This window comes from Streptomyces sp. NPDC001194 (assembly GCF_042896985.1).
In the GTDB taxonomy this organism is placed as follows: domain Bacteria; phylum Actinomycetota; class Actinomycetes; order Streptomycetales; family Streptomycetaceae; genus Streptomyces.
Genome location: NZ_JBIAXU010000002.1, coordinates 614,002 through 633,045, shown reverse-complemented (window position 1 = coordinate 633,045; position 19,044 = coordinate 614,002). Strand labels below are relative to the sequence as shown.

19 protein-coding genes are annotated in these 19,044 nt (G+C 72.1%); 6 read left to right on the top strand and 13 right to left on the bottom strand.

What is annotated here, in order from left to right:
* Positions 1-16: 16 nt before the first annotated feature.
* Genes hisF through hisD form a run of 8 tightly spaced genes read right to left on the bottom strand, consistent with a single transcriptional unit; the run spans position 17 to position 5,736 of the window.
* Positions 17-772: an imidazole glycerol phosphate synthase subunit HisF gene (hisF, locus tag ACFY1T_RS07600; RefSeq protein ID WP_390787371.1), complete on the bottom strand. Its 756-nt coding sequence runs from the start codon at positions 770-772 to the stop codon at positions 17-19.
* Positions 769-1,164: a RidA family protein gene (locus ACFY1T_RS07595; protein WP_030871533.1), complete on the bottom strand. Its 396-nt coding sequence runs from the start codon at positions 1,162-1,164 to the stop codon at positions 769-771. The genes hisF and ACFY1T_RS07595 overlap by 4 nt, the downstream gene beginning before the upstream one ends.
* Positions 1,161-1,892 carry a bifunctional 1-(5-phosphoribosyl)-5-((5-phosphoribosylamino)methylideneamino)imidazole-4-carboxamide isomerase/phosphoribosylanthranilate isomerase PriA gene (gene priA, locus ACFY1T_RS07590; protein ID WP_229340503.1) on the bottom strand — a complete coding sequence of 244 codons (732 nt, stop codon included), beginning with the start codon at positions 1,890-1,892 and terminating at the stop codon, positions 1,161-1,163. Before priA ends, ACFY1T_RS07595 begins: the two co-directional genes overlap by 4 nt.
* Positions 1,892-2,542, bottom strand: coding sequence for an imidazole glycerol phosphate synthase subunit HisH (gene hisH / locus ACFY1T_RS07585; RefSeq protein WP_390787370.1), 651 nt, complete (start codon positions 2,540-2,542; stop codon positions 1,892-1,894). Before hisH ends, priA begins: the two co-directional genes overlap by 1 nt.
* Complete coding sequence (locus tag ACFY1T_RS07580; protein ID WP_030871528.1) at positions 2,539-2,706, bottom strand: hypothetical protein; 168 nt, start codon at positions 2,704-2,706, stop codon at positions 2,539-2,541. The genes hisH and ACFY1T_RS07580 overlap by 4 nt, the downstream gene beginning before the upstream one ends.
* A gap of 2 nt (positions 2,707-2,708) precedes the next feature.
* A complete protein-coding gene (hisB, locus tag ACFY1T_RS07575) occupies positions 2,709-3,302 on the bottom strand; it encodes an imidazoleglycerol-phosphate dehydratase HisB (protein WP_030155936.1) in 594 nt (197 codons plus the stop codon).
* Positions 3,299-4,408: a histidinol-phosphate transaminase gene (locus tag ACFY1T_RS07570; protein ID WP_390787369.1), complete on the bottom strand. Its 1,110-nt coding sequence runs from the start codon at positions 4,406-4,408 to the stop codon at positions 3,299-3,301. Before ACFY1T_RS07570 ends, hisB begins: the two co-directional genes overlap by 4 nt.
* The gene (gene hisD / locus ACFY1T_RS07565) at positions 4,405-5,736 is read right to left on the bottom strand and encodes a histidinol dehydrogenase (protein WP_390787368.1); all 1,332 of its coding nucleotides are present in this window, start codon (positions 5,734-5,736) and stop codon (positions 4,405-4,407) included. Before hisD ends, ACFY1T_RS07570 begins: the two co-directional genes overlap by 4 nt.
* Before the next feature lie 124 nt (positions 5,737-5,860).
* On the opposite strand from hisD, the gene ACFY1T_RS07560 reads away from it, so the two are divergent.
* The 3 genes from ACFY1T_RS07560 to ybaK all read left to right on the top strand — a co-directional run bounded on the left by ACFY1T_RS07560 (position 5,861) and on the right by ybaK (position 8,776).
* Positions 5,861-7,462: an oxidoreductase gene (locus tag ACFY1T_RS07560; protein ID WP_390787367.1), complete on the top strand. Its 1,602-nt coding sequence runs from the start codon at positions 5,861-5,863 to the stop codon at positions 7,460-7,462.
* 62 nt (positions 7,463-7,524) lie between these two features.
* Positions 7,525-8,265, top strand: coding sequence for an LON peptidase substrate-binding domain-containing protein (locus ACFY1T_RS07555; protein WP_030871515.1), 741 nt, complete (start codon positions 7,525-7,527; stop codon positions 8,263-8,265).
* A 13-nt stretch (positions 8,266-8,278) separates the two neighbouring features.
* A complete protein-coding gene (gene ybaK, locus ACFY1T_RS07550; protein ID WP_390787366.1) occupies positions 8,279-8,776 on the top strand; it encodes a Cys-tRNA(Pro) deacylase in 498 nt (165 codons plus the stop codon).
* Positions 8,777-8,803: 27 nt separating this feature from the next.
* Here ybaK and ACFY1T_RS07545 read toward each other — a convergent pair whose 3' ends face one another.
* From ACFY1T_RS07545 to ACFY1T_RS07530, 4 genes are all read right to left on the bottom strand, one after another.
* Positions 8,804-9,487 (bottom strand): hypothetical protein, encoded by a 684-nt coding sequence (locus ACFY1T_RS07545; protein WP_390787365.1) that lies wholly within the window; start codon positions 9,485-9,487, stop codon positions 8,804-8,806.
* Positions 9,488-9,548: 61 nt separating this feature from the next.
* Positions 9,549-10,319: an ABC transporter permease gene (locus ACFY1T_RS07540; protein WP_390787364.1), complete on the bottom strand. Its 771-nt coding sequence runs from the start codon at positions 10,317-10,319 to the stop codon at positions 9,549-9,551.
* A complete protein-coding gene (locus tag ACFY1T_RS07535; protein WP_390787441.1) occupies positions 10,316-11,317 on the bottom strand; it encodes an ABC transporter ATP-binding protein in 1,002 nt (333 codons plus the stop codon). Before ACFY1T_RS07535 ends, ACFY1T_RS07540 begins: the two co-directional genes overlap by 4 nt.
* A 108-nt stretch (positions 11,318-11,425) precedes the next feature.
* On the bottom strand, positions 11,426-12,730 hold the full coding sequence (locus tag ACFY1T_RS07530) for an NYN domain-containing protein (RefSeq protein WP_390787363.1): 1,305 nt from the start codon (positions 12,728-12,730) through the stop codon (positions 11,426-11,428).
* A 223-nt stretch (positions 12,731-12,953) separates the two neighbouring features.
* Between ACFY1T_RS07530 and ACFY1T_RS07525 the strand changes: the two genes are divergently transcribed.
* Positions 12,954-13,121: a hypothetical protein gene (locus tag ACFY1T_RS07525; protein WP_390787362.1), complete on the top strand. Its 168-nt coding sequence runs from the start codon at positions 12,954-12,956 to the stop codon at positions 13,119-13,121.
* 115 nt (positions 13,122-13,236) lie between these two features.
* Here the strand turns inward: ACFY1T_RS07525 and dnaE are convergent, their stop codons facing one another.
* Positions 13,237-16,779, bottom strand: coding sequence for a DNA polymerase III subunit alpha (dnaE, locus tag ACFY1T_RS07520; protein WP_390787361.1), 3,543 nt, complete (start codon positions 16,777-16,779; stop codon positions 13,237-13,239).
* A 156-nt stretch (positions 16,780-16,935) separates the two neighbouring features.
* Here dnaE and ACFY1T_RS07515 point away from each other — a divergent pair, with 156 nt between their 5' ends.
* Entirely contained in the window at positions 16,936-18,261 is a 1,326-nt protein-coding gene (locus ACFY1T_RS07515) for a DUF2252 domain-containing protein (RefSeq protein ID WP_390787360.1), read from the top strand.
* A 78-nt stretch (positions 18,262-18,339) separates the two neighbouring features.
* Positions 18,340-19,029, top strand: coding sequence for a hypothetical protein (locus ACFY1T_RS07510; protein WP_390787359.1), 690 nt, complete (start codon positions 18,340-18,342; stop codon positions 19,027-19,029).
* Positions 19,030-19,044: the final 15 nt, after the last annotated feature.

Here is a 19,044-nt window from a genome sequence, read left to right as displayed (position 1 = left end):
TGCGGCCCGGCGGCGGTCAGCGGACCGGGTGGCCCGCCTCGCGCAGCGTTTCCTTGACCTGGCCGATCCGCAGGTCGCCGAAGTGGAACACCGAGGCGGCGAGCACCGCGTCGGCGCCGGCCGCGATCGCCGGGGCGAAGTGCTCCAGCCGCCCGGCGCCGCCCGAGGCGATCACCGGGACGCTGACGTGCCCCCGCACGGCCGCGATCATCTCGGTGTCGTAGCCGTCCTTCGTGCCGTCCGCGTCCATCGAGTTCAGCAGGATCTCCCCGGCGCCGAGCTCGGCCGCCCGGTGCGCCCACTCGACGGCGTCCATGCCGGTGCCCTGGCGGCCGCCGTGCGTGGTGACCTCGAAGGAACCGGTCGCGGTGCGCCGGGCGTCCACGGACAGCACCAGCACCTGCCGGCCGAACCGCTCCGCGATCTCCCGGATCAGCTCGGGCCGCGCGATGGCGGCGGTGTTCACGCCGACCTTGTCGGCGCCGGCCCGCAGCAGCTTGTCCACGTCCTCCGCGGTGCGGACGCCGCCGCCCACGGTCAGCGGGATGAACACCTGCTCGGCGGTCCGCCGCACCACGTCGTAGGTGGTCTCGCGGTTCCCGGACGAAGCGGTGATGTCGAGGAAGGTCAGCTCGTCGGCGCCCTCGGCGTCGTACAGCTTGGCCATCTCCACCGGATCGCCGGCGTCGCGCAGGTTCTGGAAGTTGACGCCCTTGACGACGCGGCCGTTGTCCACGTCCAGGCAGGGGATCACTCGTACGGCGAGGGTCATGCGGACACCTCCCGCACCGGGCCGTACGCCTCGACCTCGACCTCGACGACCATCGACGGGTCGACGAAGCCGGAGACGATCAGCATCGTCGCGGCGGGCCGGACCCCGTCGAAGAGCGTCTTGTGGGCGCGGCCCACCTCGTCCACGTCGCGGGCGTGGGTGAGGTACATGCGCGTGCGCACCACGTCCTCGGGGCCGAGGCCGGCCTGGGCCAGGGCCTTGAACGCGACGCCGAACGCGGCGACGGTCTGGTCGTACGGGCCGCCCGCGTCCCCGGCGGTGCAGCCGGAGACGAGCACGAGCCCGTTCGGGAGCTGCACGGCGCGGGAGTACGCGATGACGTCCTCGTAGGGGCCGCCGGAGGAGATGCGGCGTACGTCGTCGGAGCTCATGCGGAGACCACCTTCAGGGCTTCTTCCAGGGTGAAGGCCTTCGCGTACAGGGCCTTGCCGACGATGGCGCCCTCGACGCCCGCCGGCACCAGGGCGGCCAGCGCCCGCAGGTCGTCCAGCGAGGAGATGCCGCCGGAGGCCACGACCGGCCGGTCGGTGGCGGCGCAGACGTTCTTCAGCAGCTCCAGGTTGGGCCCGGTCAGCGTGCCGTCCTTGCCGATGTCGGTGACGACGTACCGGGCGCAGCCCTCGGAGTCCAGGCGCGCGAGGGTCTCGTAGAGGTCCCCGCCCTCGCTGGTCCAGCCGCGGCCCTTGAGGGTCGTACCGCGTACGTCGAGACCGACCGCGATCTTGTCGCCGTGCTCGGCGATGGCCTTCGCGGCCCACTCGGGGGTCTCCAGGGCGGCGGTGCCGAGGTTGACGCGGGTGCAGCCGGTGGCGAGGGCGGCGGCGAGCGAGGCGTCGTCGCGGATGCCCCCGGACAGCTCGACCTTGATGTCCATGGCGCCGGTGATCTCGGCGACGAGCGCCCGGTTGTCACCGGTGCCGAAGGCGGCGTCGAGGTCGACGAGGTGGAGCCATTCGGCGCCGGAGGCCTGCCAGGCGAGTGCGGCCTCCAGCGGGGACCCGTAGGAGGTCTCGCTGCCGGACACTCCGTGCACGAGGCGGACGGCCTGGCCGTCGCGGACGTCGACGGCAGGCAGCAGTTCGAGCTTGCTGGCGGTCATCAGAGGGTCTCGATCCAGTTGGTGAGGAGCTGGGCGCCGGCGTCGCCGGACTTCTCGGGGTGGAACTGGGTGGCCCACAGGGCCCGGTTCTCCACCGCCGCGACGAAGGGCTCGCCGTGCGTGGCCCAGGTGACGCGGGGGGCGCGGATCGCGGGGTTGGTGACCTCCAGGCTCCAGTCGCGGACCGCGTACGAGTGCACGAAGTAGAACCGGGAGTCGGCGTCCAGGCCCTTGAAGGCCTGGCTGTCGGCCGGCGCTTCCACGGTGTTCCAGCCCATGTGGGGCACGATCGGGGCGCGCAGCGGCTCGACGGTGCCGGGCCACTCGTCGAGGCCCTCCGTCTCCACGCCGTGCTCGATGCCGCGCTCGAAGAGGATCTGCATGCCGACGCAGATGCCCATGACGGGCCGCCCGCCGGAGAGCCGGCGGCCGATGATCCAGTCGCCGCGGGCGTCCTTGAGCCCCCGCATGCAGGCCGAGAAGGCCCCGACACCGGGCACGAGCAGCCCGTCGGCGTCCATGGCCTTGTCGTAGTCGCGGGTGATCTCGACGTCCGCCCCGACCCGCGCGAGCGCGCGCTCGGCGGAACGTACGTTTCCGAAGCCGTAGTCGAAGACCACGACCGTCTTGGTCGGTCGGGCTGCGCTCATTCCCAAATCCCCTGGATCCGCAGGACTCCGGCGGCGAGGCACATCGCGGAGCCGATGGCGAGCAGGATGATGACCGACTTGGGCATCTTCTGCTTCTGGAAGGAGTAGACGCCGCCGGCCAGGAAGAGGCCGAGGACGATCAGGATGGTGTTCAGGCCGTTCACGGCTAGAGGGCGCCCTTCGTGGAGGGCAGGATTCCGGCGGCGCGCGGGTCGAACTCCGCCGCGTAGCGCAGGGCGCGGGCCAGGGCCTTGAACTGGCACTCCACGATGTGGTGGGCGTTGCGGCCGTACGGGACGTGGATGTGCAGGGCGATCTGGGCCTGCGCGACGAAGGACTCGAAGATGTGGCGGGTCATCGTCGTGTCGTACTCGCCGATCATCGGCGCCATGTTCTCGGGCTCGGTGTGCACGAGGTACGGGCGGCCGGACAGGTCGACGGTCACCTGGGCGAGGGACTCGTCGAGCGGCACGGTGCAGTTGCCGAAGCGGTAGATGCCGACCTTGTCGCCGAGGGCCTGCTTGAAGGCGGCGCCGAGCGCGAGCGCGGTGTCCTCGATGGTGTGGTGGCTGTCGATGTGCAGGTCGCCGTCCGTCTTGACCGTGAGGTCGAAGAGGCCGTGGCGGCCGAGCTGGTCGAGCATGTGGTCGTAGAAGCCCACGCCCGTCGAGACGTCGACCTTGCCGGTGCCGTCGAGGTTTATCTCGACGAGGACCGAGGTCTCCTTCGTGGTCCGTTCGACCCGTCCGATGCGGCTCATGCGTGCTGCTCCTTCTTCAGTGCGCGAACCGCTTCCAGGAACGCGTCGTTCTCGGCCGGGGTGCCGGCGGTGACCCGCAGCCAGCCCGGTACGCCGTTGTCCCTGACCAGGACACCCTGGTCGAGGATCTTCCGCCAGGCGGTGTGCGAGTCCTCGAACTTCCCGAACTGGATGAAGTTCGCGTCGGACTCGGTGACCTCGTAGCCGATGGCCCGCAACTCGGTGACCAGGCGGTCCCGCTCGGCCTTGAGCTGTTCGACGTAGCCGAGCAGGGTGTCGGTGTGCTCCAGGGCGGCCAGCGCGGTCGCCTGGGTGACGGCCGACAGGTGGTACGGCAGGCGTACGAGCTGGACGGCGTCGACCACGGCCGGGTGGGCGGCCAGGTAGCCCAGGCGCAGCCCGGCGGCGCCGAAGGCCTTGGACATGGTCCGGGAGACCACCAGGTTCGGGCGGCCCTCGATCAGCGGCAGGAGGGAGTCCCGGTGGCTGAACTCCACGTACGCCTCGTCGACGATCACCAGGGAGGGCTTGGCCGCCTGCGCGGCCTCGTAGAGGGCGAGGACGGTCTCCGCCTCGACCGCGGTGCCCGTGGGGTTGTTGGGCGAGGTGATGAAGACGACGTCGGGCGCGTTCTCGGCGATGGCCTGCTCGGCCGCCTCCACGTCGATGGTGAAGTCCTCCCGGCGCGGGCCGGAGATCCAGCCCGTGCCGGTGCCGCGCGCGATCAGCGCGTGCATGGAGTACGAGGGCTCGAAGCCGATCGCGGTCCGCCCGGGCCCGCCGAAGGTCTGCAGCAGCTGCTGGATGACCTCGTTGGAGCCGTTGGCGGCCCAGACGTTCTCGCGGGAGACCGGGTGCTTGCCCGTACGGGTGAGGTACGCGGCCAGCTCGGTCCGCAGCTCGACCGCGTCCCGGTCGGGGTAGCGGTTGAGGGTGCGGGCGGCGTCGGCGACGCGCTCGGCGATGCGGGCGACGAGCTCGGCGGGGAGCTCGTACGGGTTCTCGTTGGTGTTCAGCTGGACGGGCACGTCGAGCTGCGGGGCGCCGTACGGGGTCTTGCCGCGCAGCTCGTCCCGGATGGGGAGGTCGTCGATCCCGAAGCTCACTGGGTGGGCACCTTCCAGCCGAAGCGCGCCTTGAGGGCCGCGCCGTGCGCCGGCAGGTCCTCGGCCTCGGCCAGCGTCACCACGTGGTGGGTGACCTCGGCGAGGGCGTCGCGCGTGTAGTCGACGATGTGGATGCCGCGCAGGAAGGACTGCACGGACAGGCCGGAGGAGTGGCAGGCGCAGCCGCCGGTGGGCAGCACGTGGTTCGACCCGGCGCAGTAGTCCCCGAGCGAGACGGGGGCCCACGGGCCGACGAAGATCGCGCCGGCGTTGCGCACGCGGGCGGCCCAGGCCGCGGCGTCGGCGGTCTGGATCTCCAGGTGCTCGGCGCCGTAGGCGTCGACGACCTTGAGGCCGTCCTCCAGGCTGTCGACCAGCACGATCGCGGACTGCTTGCCGGCGAGGGCGGGCTTGATCCGGTCCTCGACGTGCTTGGTCGCGGCGACCTGCGGCTCCAGCTCCTTCTCGACGGCGTCCGCGAGCTCCGCGGAGTCCGTGACGAGCACGGCGGCGGCCAGCGGGTCGTGCTCGGCCTGGCTGATCAGGTCGGCGGCGACGTGCACCGGGTCGGCCGTGGAGTCCGCGAGGACCGCGATCTCGGTGGGGCCGGCCTCGGTGTCGATGCCGATGCGGCCGGTGAAGTAGCGCTTGGCGGCGGCGACCCAGATGTTGCCGGGGCCGGTCACCATGTTGACGGGGGGGCACCCGTCGGGTCCGGAGGTCCCGTACGCGAACATCGCGACGGCCACGGCGCCGCCGGCCGCGTACACCTCGTCCACGCCGAGCAGGGCGCAGGCGGCGAGGATCGTGGGGTGCGGCAGGCCGCCGAACTCCTTCTGCGGCGGGGACGCGAGCGCGATCGACTCGACGCCCGCCTCCTGGGCCGGGACGACATTCATCACGACGGAGGACGGGTACACGGAGCGGCCGCCCGGGGCGTACAGGCCCACGCGCTCGACCGGAACCCACTTCTCGGTCACGGTTCCGCCGGGGACCACCTGGGTGGTGTGCTCGGAGCGGCGCTGCTCGCGGTGGACGATCCGGGCGCGCCGGATCGACTCCTCGAGCGCGGCGCGGACGGCCGGGTCGAGCTCGGCGAGGGCGGTCTTGAGGGCCTCGGCGGGGACCCTGACCTGCTCCAGCGTGACGCCGTCGAACTTCTGCGCGTACTCGATCAACGCCGCCGTGCCGCGATGATGGACGTCCTCGCAGATGGGCCGCACCTTCTCAAGGGCGGCTTCCACGTCGAACTCGGCACGGGGCAGCAGATCGCGCAGGGCGCCGCCCTCGGGGAGGGCGTCACCGCGCAGGTCGATACGAGAGATCACCTCCCAATTCTCTCAGACCGCCTCCCGCCACCGTTCGCCCGTATCACTGGCTGATACACGCCCCGGGTGTCACCGGTGCCCATTAGCGTTCCCCTACACGTATGCGCAGCGGAGGGGGGCCGCCATGGCGGAGTCACGGCCGGGCGAGCAGCCCGCGGATCTCACCGATCCCGAACGCCGCATGTGGCAGGCGTACCGGACGGGCAGCGTCTGCGATCTCAGCGCCCGCGCCGCCAACGAGGACGATCCGCACGACAGCGGGCGGACCTGGGGCACCGGGCGCAGCGTCCGCGCCCAGGTGGTGGCGCTGCTGCTGCTCCACGGCCCGCCGCCGGTGCCGGGCCGGGTGGCCGCGCTGAAGCTGCGCGGCGTACGGATCACGGGGCGGCTCGACCTGTCCGGGGGGACGGTGGATCCGTACGTCGAACTCCAGTCCTGTCGCTTCGACAGTGAGATACAGCTGTCCGAGACCCGGTTCATCACCCTGCGCATGATCAACTGCGCGATACCGCGGCTGGACGCCTCCCGGCTGCACACCGAGGGCGACCTGCACCTGCCGCGCTGCCGCGTGGCCCGCGGGATCCGGCTGACCGACGCCCAGATCGGCACCGACCTCCTGATCAGCCAGGCCGTCGTACGGCGGGACAACAAGGGCCGGGCCATAGCCGCCGACGGGATGTCGGTCGCGCAGGACTTCCAGGGCGAGCTGCTGGAGACGGACGGGGAGGTGAGCCTGCGCGGAGCGAAGGTCGGCGTGTCGATGAACCTGCGCGGTGCCCGGCTGCGCAATCCGCACGGGCGGCGGGCGCTGAACGCCCCGCAGCTGACCGTCGAGCGGACCTTGTACCTGACCTCGATCGCCCTCGACTACGTTCCCGGCGACTCCGGTTCCTCCACTCCCCCGTACGGGCTCGGCCAGACGCCCACGCGCGGGCAGCGGGCCCAGCGCTTCGAGTGCCGGGGCGGGCTGCGCCTGGACGACGGCCGCTTCGGCGACGCCGTCGACTTCTACGGGGCCCGGTTCGTCCTGGCCGACGGGCAGGAGGTCTCGCTGCGCCGGATCCAGACCCCGGAGCTGCGGTTCGTCGGGGAGCGGCCGGAGCGGGGGCGGGTGGTGCTGTCGGGGGCGAAGGTGGTCAAGCTGGTCGACACCTCCACCAGCTGGCCCGGCCCGGGCGGGGTCTCGATCGAGGGGTTCGCCTACGAGAACCTCGCACCCCGGGGCCACTTCCCGCTCGCCCGCAGGCTGGACTGGGTGGCGGCGGCCACCCCCGAGTACTCGCCGGAGCCGTACGAGCGGCTGGCCGCCGTACTGCGCGCGAGCGGCGAGGACGCGGACGCCCGCGAGGTGCTGCTGGCCAAGCAGCGCCGGCGCCGGGCCACCCTGCCGCCGGCGCTCAAGGCCTGGGGGTACCTCCAGGACTGGACGGTGGCGTACGGATACCGGCCCGGCCGGGCCGCGCTGTGGATGGCGGTGCTGTGGGCGGCGGGCGCCCTGCTCTTCTCCCGGCACGAGCCGCCGCCGATCAAGGCGGACGAGCACCCGCACTGGGATCCGGCGCTCTACGCCCTGGACCTGCTGCTCCCGGTGATCGATCTCGGCCAGGACGGCCAGTGGAACGTGGAGGGCGGCTGGCAGTGGGGCTCCGCGGCGCTGGTCCTGCTGGGCTGGACCCTGGCGACGACGGTGGCGGCGGGAGCCTCGCGGCTGCTGCGGCGTGGGTGAGCGGGGGGAGCTCTGACAATGAAGGTGACAGGCCCTGGCCCCCGGCCACTACCCTGTGCGTCGTGACCTCCGTTCGCCTGCCCCTCTTCCCGCTGAACTCGGTGCTGTTCCCGGGACTCGTCCTCCCGCTGAACATCTTCGAGGAGCGTTATCGCGCCATGATGCGCGATCTGCTGAAGACGGGCGAGGACGAGCCGCGCCGCTTCGCGGTCGTCGCGATCCGCGACGGCCGGGAGGTCGCGCCGACCGCGCCGGGCCTGCCGGACCAGACGGCGCTGCCCGAGCGGGGCCCGACGGCGGGTTTCGGGGCCGACCCCGTCCAGGCCTTCCACCGGGTGGGCTGCATCGCGGACGCGGCGACGATCCGGGAGCGGGAGGACGGCAGCTTCGAGGTCCTGGCCACCGGTACGGCGCGGGTGCGACTGCTGTCGGTGGACACCTCGGGCCCGTACCTGGTCGCGGAGCTGGAGGAGCTCCCGGAGGACGCGGGCGACGGTGCGGGCGCGCTGGCGGAGGGGGTCCTGCGGGCCTTCCGGAACTACCAGAAGCGGCTGGCCGGGGCCCGCGAGCGGTCCCTGACCTCGGGCGCCGACCTGCCGGACGAGCCGTCGGTGGTCTCGTACCTGGTGGCGGCGGCGGCCGTACTGGACATCCCGGCGAAGCAGCGGCTGCTCCAGGCGCCGGACACCGCGACGCGGCTCGCGGAGGAACTGAAACTGCTGCGCGCGGAGACGGCGGTCATCCGCCACCTCCCGTCGCTGCCGGCGGTGGACCTGACGCGCGCGCCGACGAGCCCGAACTGACGGCGAAGGACCGATGGCGAAGAAGAAGACACCCGCTTCGGCGGGCACCCCGGCGATCGTGGCCCTGAACTCCGCCCGGGCCCAGTTCACGGTGCACGCCTACGAGCACGACCCGGCGCACCCCTCGTACGGCGAGGAGGCGGCGCAGGCCATGGGGGTCTCCCCGGACCGGGTCTTCAAGACGCTGGTCGCGGAGGTGGACGGCGCACTGGTGGTGGCGGTGGTCCCGGTGTCGGGGAGCCTGGACCTGAAGGCGCTGGCGACCGCGGTCTCCGGGAAGCGGGCGGCGATGGCCGACCCGGCACTGGCGGAGCGCACGACGGGGTACGTACGGGGCGGCATCTCCCCGCTGGGCCAGCGCAAGCGGCTCCGCACGGTGGTGGACGAGTCGGCGACGGGGCACGCCACGATCTGCGTCTCGGCGGGCCGCCGGGGCCTGGAGGTCGAACTCCCGCCCGCCACCCTGACCGCGCTGACGCAGGCCGCGCTGGCCCCCATCGCCCGCGCGTAGCGGGACCCGCTCCGCCGCGGCCGACGGTCAGGCCCGCGGGGGCTCCGGTGCGGACGGCGCGGCCGGTGCGGCCGGGTCCGACGGGGCCGAGTGCACGTGGGGCGGGGGGTAGACCCCCCAGTCCGCGTCCTCGGACGGGTCCGGGTCGTGCGGGGTCCACAGGGCCGTCAGGCCGAGGTGGACGGCCACGGCGACCATCGGCCAGACCAGCAGCACCCCCAGCGCCAGCAGCTGCAGCGGGGCGTCGAAGGCCACGCCCTTCCCCGCCTTCACCGCCGCGGCGGCCACGTCCGCGGACGGCCCGAGCCACAGCCCCAGCCGCCAGCCGACCAGCGAGGCGAAGCAGGATCCGACCACCAGCCCGACGACCAGCGGGACACCGCCGCGGCGCCGCCACAGGAACACGAGCACCGCGCTCAGCACGCCGAACCCCAGCGACAGCAGGAAGAACGTCCCGTCGGCCCCGATCCGGGCCTCGCTCTCGGAGTTCTTCAGGAAGACGGCCTCGCCGTTCGAGACGTACTGGGCCTTCGGCGCCAGCCACGCCCACAGCACGCCGAGCAGCACACCGGCCACCCCGGTCAGCAGGGCCGTGGCGGCCCCGTCGCGGATGTCCGCCGGGGTGATGCCCCCGGCGGAGCCGCCCGGCTTCTCGGGCGGCAGCGGCGGTTCGTGCGGGGAGGGCGTGGTCACGGCTTCGGTCACCCCCACATCGTGCCAGGTGCCGGCGGCGTCGACATCAGCAGGACCGCCGCCGGGGCGGACGGCCTCTTCAGCGGACGGCCGCCCGCCGGTACGCCCACGTCGCCACGGCCAGCGAGAGCACCCCCACCACCCCGCACACCCCGAGGTCCAGCCCGACCGCCGCCCAGTCCGGATGCGGGGCGAAGGTCCGCGCGAACGCCTCGACCCCGTACGTCGACGGCAGCAGGTCCCGCGCCCACACGATCACGTCCGGCATCCGCTCGGGCGGCAGCACCCCCAGCAGCAGCGCCGCCGACATGCCGAGCTGCCCGGCCAGCGTGGCCAGCTCCTGCCGCGGCGCCAGCAGCCCGAGCGCCGCGCCCAGCCCGGCCAGCGCGGCTCCGGCCAGCGGCACCACCGCGGCCAGGATCCACAGCCCGCTCATCGGCAGCCCGAACAGCAGGCACCCGAACACCGCCGTCACCAGCGTGCCCGGCAGCGTGAAGGAGGCGTACGCGGCCGCCGCGCCCAGCACCACCGAGGCCGGCGGCACGGGCAGCGTGGCGTAGTGGTCGAGCCCGCCGCCGGCCCGCAGCTGCCCGAAGTACTGCGCGAGCAGGTTGAGCGCGACGAAGGCGACGACCAGTACGGACGAGCCGGCGACGACGGCCCGGGCCTCCGAGCCCCCGTCGACCACGCCCCGCATCAGGATCATGATCCCGACCGACTGGAAGGTGGCCACGAACAGCAGCGGGATCCGCGCCACCCGGGCCCGGGACAGCTGCGCCCGGTACACGGCGGCCAGCGCGGGCAGCAGCCGCGCCCGTGGTGCCAGCACCCCTGCGGCGGTCGTGCTCACGACTTCACCAGACCCTTCGCGGTACGCCCGCCCAGCGCGAGGTAGACGTCCTCCAGGCTCGGGGTCGCCAGCGTGAAGTCGTCGAGTGCGGCGAAGGCGGGACCCCCGGTGACGGCGGCCACCGCGGCCCGCGCCTCGTCCGGCGCCAGCCGCAGCACCCACCGGCGTCCCGATTCGACGGCGTCCGCGCGCAGCCGCGCGACCTCGGGCACGTCCAGCGGGGCGCGTTCGCGCCACACCAGCTCCAGCCGGACCTCACCGGAGACCCTGGCCTTCAGTCCGGCCGGGGAGTCGCAGGCGATGACCCGGCCCTGGTCGATGACGGCGACCCGGTCCAGGACGGTCTCGGCCTCGATGACGTTGTGCGTGACGAGCAGGACGGTGGCCCCGTGCTGCGCGCGCCGCCGGTCCACGGCAGCCCACACGGCCCGCCGGGCGACCGGGTCCATGCCGGTGGTGGGCTCGTCGAGGACGAGCACGGGCCGCTCCCCGACCAGTGCGGCGGCGAAGCAGGCCAGGCGCCGCTGTCCGCCGGAGAGCTTCTTCAGGGGCCGCCCGGCGATCGCGGTCAGTCCGAGTTCCTCCAGTACGGCGTCCCGCTCGGCGCGCGCCGGGCGGGCGCCGAGTCCGCGCAGCCGTCCGGTGGTCTCGGCGGCCAGCGCCACCGTGAGCTCGTCGAGGGCGGTGGACTCCTGCCCCAGGTAGGCGAGCAGCCGGGCCGCCCGCTCGGGGTGGCGTACGAGGTCGTGGCCGAGCAGGGTCACGGAGCCGGAGTCGGGCCGCATCAGGCCGGTGAGCTGGCGCACCAGGGTGGACTTGCCGGCGCCGTTGGGGCCGAGCAGGCCGAAGATCTCGCCGCGCCGTACGTCCAGGCAGACCCCGTCGGTGGCCCGGGTCTCGGGCAGGGCGGGAGCCCCGCGCCGGCCGCGTACCGCGGGATACGTCTTGACCAGGTCACGCACCGCGCAGACCACGTCCGAAGCCGCGTCCGCGGCCACTGCCGTGTTCGGTTGTGCTGCTGCTGTGCCCGTACTCACGAGGGAGCAGCCTACGCGGCTTTCGTCCGGCCACCGCCGGGAGGTGTCCCGACGCGCTGCCCGCCGCCGCTACTCGGCCCCCGGCGGCGTCGGTCCCGCGGGTACGGCGGAGGAGGTGCCGGCGACGTGCTCGGCGGCCGCGCGGACGTCGATCTCCCGCCAGAACCCGGCCCGGATGGCGTAGCGGTCGTGTTCGTCGATCTGGTCGTCCTTGTGCGCGAGCAGCCCGAACCGGGCCGCGTAGCGCAGCAGCTCGCCGTCGATGCGGTGCGGGATGCGCGGGTACATCGTGGCGAGCTTCTGCAGGTGGACGGTTTCCGGGAGGCGTTCCATCCACCGCCGGGCGAACACCTGGCCGACCTCGAAGGGGTCTCCGCCGACGGTGGTGATGTCCTCCTCGCGGTCCGCCCAGCGCTGCTCGGCGCTGGTGAGCTGGGCGAGGGTGGGCAGGGAGGCGGTCTCGGCGGGCTCGCCCAGCGGGCCGGCCCGGTCGATCCAGCCCTTGTCGGAGGACCAGCGCAGGGCGCTGCCGGCCGGGGTCGGGGCGCCGGCGTGGCTCGCGGTGCCGGGCTGCTGCTGGCCGGGGGCGCGCAGCGAGCCGGCGAGGTCCTTGGGGGTGGGTACGGTCTTGCCCCCGGCGGCGGGGGCGGGCACGGGGGCGCCGCTCGCCTCGGGCTCGGCGGGGGCGGGGGCCGCGGATCCGTTGGCGCCGGCGCTGCGGGCGGCCTCGGCGAGGGCCGCCTCGGGCAGCGGGGCGGAGAGGATGGCGGCGATCTCGGGGCGCGGCGCGGGCGGCGGGGCGCACAGTCCGGCGAGGTCCTTGGCGCGGACGGCCCGGGTGATCCAGGCCCGGTCCAGGACGCGGCGCTCGTCGGCCTCGGCGACGAGGTCCTCGGACTGGTTGTAGTCGCCGTCGGCGGCCTGGACGGCCCACAGGTGGACCGCGACCCCGTGTTCCTTGGCGGACATCAGGCCGGGCAGCAGGTCCCCGTCGCCCGTGACGAGGACGACGTCGGAGCAGGCCCGGTTGCGGGCGAGCTCGGTGAGCTCGGCGTGCATGGCGGCGTCCACGCCCTTCTGCGCCCAGCGGCCGTCGCTTCGGGTCAGGGCGCCGAGGCGGACGGTGACGCGGGGCATGACGCGCAGCCGCCGGTGCTCGGGCTGCGGCACCCGGTCGGGTGCGCCGTCGAACCAGTAGATGCGCAGCAGGGGCTGCTCGGTGTCGGCCTGGGCGCGCTCGCGCAGGCCCTGGATGAGGGCGGCATGGTCGACGGTGATGCGGGAGCGGGAGGGCTCCCCGGCGAGAAGACTGGCGGCGGCGCCCAGCAGATAGCCGGCGTCCACCAGGACGACGCAGCGGTCCACGCGTACCACCCTCTTCCCTGGGGATTCCCTGTGTTTGTCGCGGGTTCCCCGAGTCTGCCCGACCGCAAGGGTGTTGACGGCCGGAACTCGATCATCGGCGTGGCGGATGTTTCCCGGGCACCGGGAGGAGGGGCGGCCGGCTACACGCAGTAAAGATCCAAAATGCGCGGTTTGTGGCGCCGTGTGAGGGTGAAGGCGGTCCTGGCCCCTAGACCCTCACGGAGGCTCCACCATGGCCAAGAACAAGAACCGCCAGCACGAACAGAAGCAGCAGTCCCGCTCGTCGTCGCAGGATCCGGCGAAGACCTCGACGGAATCGGTGTCCGAGCCCTCGAGCGGCTCCCCGAGTCCGATGGACATGGCTCGCAAGGGCAAGCAGAAGAAGTTCGGCCACAACTGACGCCTCCGCGAGCAGCACGCACGAGGGCGCGCCCGGAGCTCCGGGCGCGCCCTTCTTCACGTTGGGCTACGGGTGCGGGCCCGTACGCGGGCCCCCGCGACCGGCGCTACCGGCGTTATCCGGCCAGACAGGACGGTCCGAGGAGCACCTTGAGGTCGCCGAAGAGCGCCGGGTCGGGCTGCACCCGGTGCTTGTCGAGGCGCAGCACGGTGGTGGAGCGCGGCCCCTGGAGCTTGATGCGGACCTCGGTGTTGCCCCTGTGGTGCCGCAGGATCTCGCCCAACCGGGTGACCATCGGAGGCGTGACCTTGACTGTGGGGATGGTGAGGACGACGGGTGCGTTCGTCCCGGCGGAGGAGAGGTCGGGGACCATCATCTCCATGGCGACGAGCCGGGGGACGTCCTCGCGCTTGTCGAGGCGGCCCTTGACGAAGACGACGGTGTCCTCGACCAGCTGCGTGGAGACGAGCTGGTAGGTCGCGGGGAAGAACATGCACTCGATGGATCCGGCGAGGTCCTCGACGGTGGCGATGGCCCAGGCGTTGCCCTGCTTGGTCATCTTGCGCTGGAGGCCCGAGATGATGCCGCCGATGGTGACGACGGCGCCGTCGGAGTGCTCTCCGCCGGTCAGCTGGGAGATGCCGGCGTCCGTCTTGTCGGACAGGACGTGCTCCAGGCCGAAGAGCGGGTGGTCGGAGACGTAGAGGCCGAGCATCTCGCGCTCCTGGGCGAGCAGGTAGGACTTCTCCCACTCCACGTCGGAGAACTCGACGTCGAGCCCGAAGCCGGGCTCGTCGCTCGCGCCCTCGTCACCCATTGCGCCGAAGAGGTCGAACTGTCCCTCGGCCTCCTTGCGCTTGACCGCGACCACGTTGTCGATCATCGGTTCGTGGTGGGCGACCAGGCCCTTGCGGGTGTGGCCCATCTCGTCGAAGGCGCCGGCCTTGATCAGCGATTCGACGGTGCGCTTGTTGCAGACGACGGCCTCGACCTTGTCCAGGAAGTCGGGGAAGGTGGAGTACTTCCCCTTGGCCTTCCTGGTCTTGATGATCGACTCGACGACGTTCTGGCCGACGTTGCGCACCGCGGTGAGGCCGAAGAGGATCACGTCGTCGCCCTGGGCCGCGAAGTTCGGCTCGGACTCGTTGACGTTCGGCGGGAGCACCTTGATGCCCATGCGCCGGCACTCGTTCAGGTAGATCGCGGACTTGTCCTTGTCGTCCTTGACCGAGGTGAGCAGGCCCGCCATGTACTCGGCCGGGAAGTTCGCCTTGAGGTAGGCGGTCCAGTAGGAGACCAGGCCGTACGCGGCCGAGTGGGCCTTGTTGAAGGCGTAGCCGGCGAAGGGGACCAGGACGTCCCAGAGGGCCTTGATCGCCGCGTCGCTGAAGCCCTTCTTCTTGGCGCCCTCCTCGAAGATGACGAAGTTCTTCGCCAGTTCCTCGGGCTTCTTCTTGCCCATCACGCGGCGCAGGATGTCGGCCTCGCCGAGCGAGTACCCGGCGATGATCTGGGCGGCCTTCTGGACCTGCTCCTGGTAGACGATCAGGCCGTAGGTGACCGCGAGCACCTCTTCGAGCGGCCCCTCCAGCTCCGGGTGGATCGGGGTGATCTCCTGCTGCTTGTTCTTGCGCAGGGCGTAGTTCGTGTGCGAGTTCATGCCCATCGGGCCCGGCCGGTACAGGGCCGAGACGGCGGAGATGTCCTCGAAGTTGTCGGGCTTCATCAGGCGCAGCAGGGAGCGCATGGGGCCGCCGTCGAACTGGAAGACGCCGAGGGTGTCGCCGCGGCCGAGCAGTTCGAAGGTCTTGGGGTCGTCGAGCGGAAGGGCCAGGAGATCGATGTCGATCCCCTTGTTGGCCTTCACCATCTTGACGGCGTCGTCCATGATCGTGAGGTTGCGCAGGCCGAGGAAGTCCATCTTCAGCAGGCCGAGCGACTCGCAGCTCGGGTAGTCCCACTGGGTGATGGTGACGCCGTCGGTGTGCCGCACCCAGACGGGCACGTGGTCGGTGATCGTCTCGCTGGACATGATCACGCCGGCGGCGTGCACGCCCATCTGGCGGACCAGGCCCTCCACGCCGCGGGCGGTGTCGATGACCTTCTTCACGTCGGGTTCGTTCTCGTACATCCCGCGGATCTCGCCGGCCTCGCCGTAGCGGGGGTGCTGCGGGTCGAGGATGCCGGAGAGGGGGATGCCCTTGCCGAGGACGTCGGCGGGCATGGCCTTGGTGAGCCGGTCGCCCATGGCGTACGGGTAGCCCAGGACGCGCGCGGAGTCCTTGATCGCGTTCTTGGCCTTGATCGTGCCGTACGTGCCGATCATGGCGACCTTGTCGGCGCCGTACTTCTCGGTCACGTACCTGATCACCTCGACGCGCCGGCGCTCGTCGAAGTCGATGTCGACATCGGGCATGGAGACGCGCTCGGGGTTCAGGAACCGCTCGAAGATCAGGCCGTGGGTGAGGGGGTCGAGGTCGGTGATGCCCATGGCGTACGCGACGATCGAACCGGCCGCGGAGCCTCGGCCCGGGCCCACCGCGATGCCCTGGTTCTTGGCCCACATGATGAAGTCGGCGACCACGAGGAAGTAGCCCGGGAAGCCCATCGAGATGATGGTGTCCATCTCGTACTCGGCCTGCTGCATCCGGTCGTCCGGGATGCCCCCGGGGTAGCGGCGGTGCATGCCGCGCATGGTCTCCTCGCGGAACCAGCTGACCTCGGTGTGGCCCTCCGGGATGTCGAACTTCGGCATCAGGTTCCGGAACTTGAACATGCCCTCGGTGTCGATCTGGTCCGCGACCAGCCGCGTGTTGGCGCAGCCCTCCTGCCAGGCGTCCGAGGAGTCGATCGCGTACATCTCGTCGGTCGACTTGAGGTAGTAGCCGGTGCCGTCGAAGCGGAAGCGGTCCGGGTCCGAGAGGTTCTTGCCCGTCTGGATGCAGAGCAGGGCGTCGTGCGCGGTGGCCTCGCTCGCGTACGTGTAGTGCGAGTCGTTCGTGACCAGCGGCGGGATGCCGAGCTTCTTGCCGATCTCCAGCAGCCCGTCGCGGACCCGGCGCTCGATCTCGATGCCGTGGTCCATCAGCTCCAGGAAGTAGCGGCCCTCGCCGAAGATGTCCTTGTAGTCGGAGGCGGCCTGCACGGCCTCGTCGAACTGGCCGAGGCGCAGCCTGGTCTGCACCTCGCCGGACGGGCAGCCGGTGGAGGCGATCAGGCCCTCGGACCACTTGGAGATGGTCTCCTTGTCCATCCGCGGCCACTTCGTGAGCCAGCCCTCGGCGTACGCGTCGGAGGACAGCCGGAAGATGTTGTGCAGCCCGGTGGCGTTCGAGGCCCAGATGGTCTTGTGCGTGTAGCCGCCGGAACCGGAGACGTCGTCGCGCTTCTGGTGCGGCTGGCCCCACTGGATGCGCCGCTTGTTGCGCCGGGACTCGGGTGCCACGTACGCCTCGATGCCGATGATCGGCGTGATGCCGGCCTTCTGGGCGGTGTGGAAGAAGTCGTACGCACCGTGCAGGTTGCCGTGGTCGGACATCGCGATGTGCGTCATGCCCATCTCGTTGCAGGCGGCGAACATGTCCTTGAGCCGCGCGGCACCGTCCAGCAGCGAGTACTGGGTGTGTACGTGCAGGTGCGTGAAGGGCGGCTTGGTCACGGTGGCAGACCTCCGGGGGGAACGAGGGGGGCAGCCTCGAAGTCTACGTCGGTGGAGTGACACGAACCGGGCACCGACCGGTACCTTCATCCGTTGCAGACCCAAGGACACCTGTCCGAAAAACGAACCACCCCGCGCCACCAGGAGGCACCCGCCATGGCGGTCCCCGAGACGACGAACGAGCAGCGCGCCGAGCAGATACTCGATGTGTTCGACACCGCATTCGGTGAGCTGCTCGCCGCCGACCCCGCGGCCTTCCAGGTCAAATTCCGCAAGATGGCGGCTTCGGCCTTCGCCTTCTACCGCGGCACGGCCTGCCTCTTCTACGCCGACCTGGAGCGCGACCGGCACGGCGGTCCCTACCTGGACGAGCGGACCGGCCGGGTCTGGATCCACGGCGATCTGCACGCCGAGAACTTCGGCACGTACATGGACGCCAACGGCCGCCTGATCTTCAACGTCAACGACTTCGACGAGGCGTACGTCGGCCCCTTCACCTGGGACCTCAAGCGGTTCGCGGCCTCCGTCGCCCTGATCGGCTACACGAAGGCGCTCAGCGACGAGCAGATCAGCGAGCTGGTGCGGACCTACGCGGGCGCCTACCGCGAGCGGATCCACCGCCTGGCCACCGGCGCCAAGAACGAGGAGGTGCCCTCCTTCACCCTGGACACCGCCGAGGGCCCCCTGCTGGGCGCCCTGCGCTCGGCCCGCTCCCGCACCCGCTTCTCCCTGCTGGACTCGATGACCGAGATCCGCGACTACGAGCGCCGCTTCACCTCCGGCGGGGGCTCGATCGAGCTGGACGCGGCCACCCGGTACAAGGTGCTCGCCGCCTTCGACGGGTACCTGGAGACCCTGCCCGACGAGTCCCTGGTCCGGCCCGACTCCTACCGGGTCAAGGACGTGGTGGGCCGCCGCGGCGTCGGGATCGGCTCGGCCGGCCTGCCCTCGTACAACATCCTGCTGGAGGGGCACAGCGACGCCCTGGAGAACGACGTCGTGATCTACCTCAAGCAGGCGCAGACCCCCGCCGTGTCCCGGCACATCACCGACCGGGCCGTGCGGGACTACTTCCGGCACGAGGGGCACCGCACGGTGATCTCCCAGCGCGCCCTCCAGGCGCACGCCGACCCGTGGCTGGGCTGGACCGAGCTGGACGGCTCGGGCCAGCTGGTGGCCGAGGTCTCCCCGTACGCGGTGGACCTGGACTGGTCGGACCTGGACGAGCCGGAGGAGATCGCGGCCGTCGTCGCGGACCTGGGCCGGGCCACGGCGACCATGCACGCGTCGGCCGACGAGGCCGAGAGCGGGCAGTCGCTGGTGGCATTCTCCACCGAGCGGGCCATCGACGCGGCGATCGCCGCCGACGAGGCGGGCTTCGCGGAGCTCCTGGTCGACTTCGCGCACGCGTACGGGGCCCGGGCGCGCGCCGACCACCAGATCTTCGTGGACCTGTTCCGCAACGGCCGCATCATGCACTGACCGCAGGGGGGTCGTGGGAACCGGCCGTTCCGGGACCTGGGACCCCTCTTCACAGGGACTCGTGGCAGACTCGCGGCGATGGACGTATCCGGGGCAGGACTGAGAGGGCTGCGGGCCGCGCTGTTCAGCGCACTCGTCGTGCTGCTCTCGGCCGGCTCGCACGTCCTGATGTCCCGCGTCCCGCTGCCCCCCGCCCTCGTGGCCGGGGCCTTCGCCGGCGTGTTCCTGCTCACGTACGCGCTGGCCGGCCGCGAGCGGGGCTTCGGCCCCATCGCCGCACTCCTGGTTCCGCTGGAGCTGGCCGCCGACACGGTCTTCACCGCCGGGCAGCACGTCTGCTACGGCCCGGCCGGCGGTCCCGTCGCCGGGCCGCTGCGGGCGCTCGGCCTCGACGCGCTGTGCGGCGGGCCGCCGCTGGGCGGACCGCTGGCCGAGGTGCCCGGAGCCGTCCCCGACGCGGTGGCCCTGCTGGCCTCGCCCGGACCCTGGACCCCGTGGCTGCTGCTCGGCGCCCACGTCTCGGTCGGGCTGCTCGCCGCGGCCTGGCTGCGGTACGGGGAACGGGCGCTGGGCCAGCTGCTGCGCGCGGTGGCCGCCTTCGCGTTCCGGCCGCTGCTGCTGGCCGGCGCCTGCGCGGCGGCCGCTTTCGGCCCGGTGCGGCGCATCCCGCGCCCCGCCTTCGCGGGCGCGGGGGCCCGGACCCGCTTCCCCGCCCATTCCGTGGGACGCCGGGGACCTCCCGTACGCGGCGCACTCGTCTGCGCCTGACCACCCCGCGTACGG

What these genes read in the sequence shown, in the direction of transcription:
- hisB (WP_030155936.1), bottom strand. Translation starts at nt 3,302, where the DNA reads ATGAGCCGCATCGGACGGGTCGAACGGACCACGAAGGAGACCTCGGTC.
- hisF (WP_390787371.1), bottom strand. Translation starts at nt 772, where the DNA reads ATGACCCTCGCCGTACGAGTGATCCCCTGCCTGGACGTGGACAACGGC.
- ACFY1T_RS07515 (WP_390787360.1), top strand. Translation starts at nt 16,936, where the DNA reads ATGGCGGTCCCCGAGACGACGAACGAGCAGCGCGCCGAGCAGATACTC.
- ACFY1T_RS07510 (WP_390787359.1), top strand. Translation starts at nt 18,340, where the DNA reads ATGGACGTATCCGGGGCAGGACTGAGAGGGCTGCGGGCCGCGCTGTTC.
- priA (WP_229340503.1), bottom strand. Translation starts at nt 1,892, where the DNA reads ATGACCGCCAGCAAGCTCGAACTGCTGCCTGCCGTCGACGTCCGCGAC.
- hisH (WP_390787370.1), bottom strand. Translation starts at nt 2,542, where the DNA reads ATGAGCGCAGCCCGACCGACCAAGACGGTCGTGGTCTTCGACTACGGC.
- ACFY1T_RS07525 (WP_390787362.1), top strand. Translation starts at nt 12,954, where the DNA reads ATGGCCAAGAACAAGAACCGCCAGCACGAACAGAAGCAGCAGTCCCGC.
- ACFY1T_RS07595 (WP_030871533.1), bottom strand. Translation starts at nt 1,164, where the DNA reads ATGAGCTCCGACGACGTACGCCGCATCTCCTCCGGCGGCCCCTACGAG.
- ACFY1T_RS07560 (WP_390787367.1), top strand. Translation starts at nt 5,861, where the DNA reads ATGGCGGAGTCACGGCCGGGCGAGCAGCCCGCGGATCTCACCGATCCC.
- ybaK (WP_390787366.1), top strand. Translation starts at nt 8,279, where the DNA reads ATGGCGAAGAAGAAGACACCCGCTTCGGCGGGCACCCCGGCGATCGTG.